Origin of the sequence: Bradyrhizobium sp. PRIMUS42 (assembly GCF_023006515.1) — a bacterium.
GTDB lineage: Bacteria > Pseudomonadota > Alphaproteobacteria > Rhizobiales > Xanthobacteraceae > Bradyrhizobium.
The window spans coordinates 1-2,966 of the sequence record NZ_JALBGZ010000744.1; the positions used below are offsets into that span (position 1 = coordinate 1).

General features: G+C 63.4%; 3 protein-coding genes. All 3 read left to right on the forward strand.

Features of this window, described 5'->3' with window-relative positions; translation table 11 throughout:
• The coding region (locus tag MOV75_RS32890) for a tripartite tricarboxylate transporter permease (protein ID WP_247007408.1) at positions 1–578 on the forward strand (578 nt) is incomplete at its 5' end.
• Positions 579–980: 402 nt separating this feature from the next.
• Positions 981–2,270 (forward strand): oxalate/formate MFS antiporter, encoded by a 1,290-nt coding sequence (gene oxlT / locus MOV75_RS32895; protein WP_246931657.1) that lies wholly within the window; start codon positions 981–983, stop codon positions 2,268–2,270.
• Between the two features lie 249 nt (positions 2,271–2,519).
• A partial coding sequence (locus MOV75_RS32900; RefSeq protein ID WP_247007410.1) for an MFS transporter occupies positions 2,520–2,966 on the forward strand: 447 nt, incomplete at its 3' end.

Below are 2,966 nucleotides of genomic sequence, written 5' to 3' on the forward strand. Positions count from 1 at the left end.
CGCACGCCGCGGGCACCTCGGCGCTGCTGCCGATGCTGTCGCTGGGCGTGCCCGGCTCCCCGACCGCCGCCGTCCTGCTCGGGGGATTGCTGATCTGGGGTCTGCAGCCCGGCCCCATGCTGTTCGTCGAGCAGAAGGAATTCGTCTGGGGCCTGATCGCCTCGATGTATCTCGGCAATCTCGCCGGCCTCATCGTCGTGCTCACCTGCGTGCCGATCTTCGCCGCGATCCTGCGCGTGCCCTTCGGCATCATCGCGCCGCTGATCCTGGTGCTCTGCGCCATCGGCGCCTATTCGGTGCACAACAGCACCTTCGACGTGATGCTGATGCTGGTGTTCGGCGTGCTCGGCTATCTGCTCAAGAAGTGCAACTACCCGCTCGCACCGCTGGTGCTCGCCATCGTGCTCGGCGACAAGGCGGAGGAAGCCTTCCGCCAGTCGCTGCTGGGGTCGCAGGGCTCGCTCAACGTGTTCTTCTCCAACGGCCTCGTCAGCACGATCATGGTGCTCGGCCTGGTCGCCCTGTTCTGGTCCGCGATCCAGGAAGGCTACAGCCGGCTGCGCACCTCGATGGCGTGAGGCGCGATTCGCGCCGTCGCCACTGCCAAACCGTCGCAGGCCGGACTTCTGGAATAAAGAATTCCAGCGAAGGTGCGCTGGTCGAGCGCCCCCTGTCGGCGTGCGCGGGCAGCGCATGAGCGGGAAAATCGCCCCGCGCACCGGCGTTCCCAGCCCGCTCACGGCGTTGCCGTCCTGCTAAAAAATGTCTATCAAATCAATCGCTTGGATAGGAAAATGGCCGCTGCCGTCAGCACGTCGGCAGCGATGGGGCTTTACAAGCAGGACGCCATGACGCATGTGAACAGACCCGCGTTATTTCGCCGCACCTCCCCGTCCGTCGCTTGAATCTTGGCATAATGCATACCAGGATGCCCGCCAGCGCATGCATAAAAATGATCGGCGCGTTCGGGAGGGTTTTTAATGACGGACATGGTGCAGTCGGCAGCGGCCCCTAGTGTCGCGCGCGTAAGCGACGCCTATCGCTGGGCACAATTGGCGGTCGGTGTAGCGGCGATGGTGATGATCGCCAACTACCAATACGGCTGGACGTTCTTCGTCCCCGACATCCAGAAGAAATTCGGCTGGGATCGCGCGTCGATCCAATGGGCCTTTACGCTGTTCGTGCTGTTCGAGACCTGGCTGGTGCCGATCGAAGGATGGTTCGTCGACAAATACGGTCCGCGCATCGTCGTGCTCGTCGGCGGCGTGCTCTGCGCGATCGGCTGGGCGATCAACGCGCAGGCCACCACGCTCAACGGCTACTATCTCGGCATGATCATCGCGGGCATCGGCGCCGGCGGCGTCTACGGCACCTGCGTCGGCAACGCGCTGAAGTGGTTTCCGGACAAGCGCGGTCTTGCCGCGGGCATCACGGCCGCGGGCTTCGGTGCAGGCTCCGCGCTGACGGTCGCGCCGATCCAGGCCATGATCAAGGACAGTGGATTCCAGACCACCTTCCTCTATTTCGGCCTCGGCCAAGGCATCATCATCTGCATTCTCGCCTTCTTCCTGCTCGCGCCGAAAGCGGGCCAGGTGCCGAACGTGGTCGCGAATGCCAATCTGCTGCAGACCCGCCGCAACTACCAGCCGACCGAGGTGCTGCGTCAGCCGATCTTCTGGCTGATGTACTTCATGTTCGTGATCGTCGGCGCCGGCGGCTTGATGGTGACGGCAAACCTGAAGCCGATCGCGGCCGACTGGAAGGTCGACAACGTGCCGGTCACGCTGATGGCGGTGACGATGACGGCAGTGACCTTCGCGGCCACGATCGACCGCGTCCTCAACGGCCTGACGCGTCCGTTCTTCGGCTGGATCTCCGACATGATCGGCCGCGAGAACACGATGTTCATCGCCTTCGGCATGGAAGGGTTCGGCATCTGGATGCTCTACCTCTGGGGTCACGATCCGATCTGGTTCGTGCTGCTCTCGGGCTTCGTGTTCTTCGCCTGGGGTGAGATCTACTCGCTGTTCCCCTCGACCTGCACCGACACGTTCGGCGCCAAGTTCGCGACCACCAATGCCGGCCTGCTCTACACCGCGAAGGGCACCGCCGCGCTGCTGGTCCCGATCGGCAACTACATGCAGCAATCGTCGGGCACCTGGGACAGCGTGTTCATCATCGCAGCCGGCGCCAACATCCTGGCTTCGCTGCTGGCGATCGCGGTGCTGAAACCCTGGCGCAAGGTCGTGGTCGCGAAATCGACCGTCTGACGCGCTCCACCACAGCTCTTCATCGAGCAGACGCCCGGTCTCGCGGCCGGGCGTTTTCGTTTGCGCGAGGCCTTTCACCGGACGGCGGAACCGCAGATTTCTTGGCTGGAACGCCAAGTTGGGGCTTGCTTTCTGGAATATGGTATACCAAGTTCGGCGCCGCGCTTGCGACGATAAGCCACAACATTGCGACATCAGGTCATCTTGGCAAACGATGTCGACCAGAAAAAGCGCGTTGGGAGGTTCTTGATGATTTCCAGCACGGACGGCGCCGTCACGGCCGCGCCTCTTCGCACCGGTTTCCGTTGGCTCCAGCTCGGCATGGGCATCGTCTGCATGGCGATGATCGCCAATCTGCAGTACGGCTGGACGCTGTTCGTCGATCCGATCGATGCGGCCCATCATTGGGGACGCGCCGCGATCCAGCTCGCTTTCACCATCTTCGTCGTCACCGAGACCTGGCTGGTGCCGATCGAGGCCTGGTTCGTCGACAAATACGGCCCGCGCATCGTCGTCATGTTCGGCGGCGTGATGATCGCGCTGTCCTGGATCCTCAACTCCTACGCCGACTCGCTCACTTTGCTCTACACGGCGGCGATCATCGGCGGCATGGGCGCGGGCGCCGTGTACGGCACCTGCGTCGGCAACGCGCTGAAATGGTTTCCCGACCGCCGCGGCCTAGCCGCTGGCGCGACG

Bases quoted from the DNA above. Each gene is read 5' to 3' on its own strand.
- oxlT (WP_246931657.1), top strand. From the start codon at position 981: ATGACGGACATGGTGCAGTCGGCAGCGGCCCCTAGTGTCGCGCGCGTA.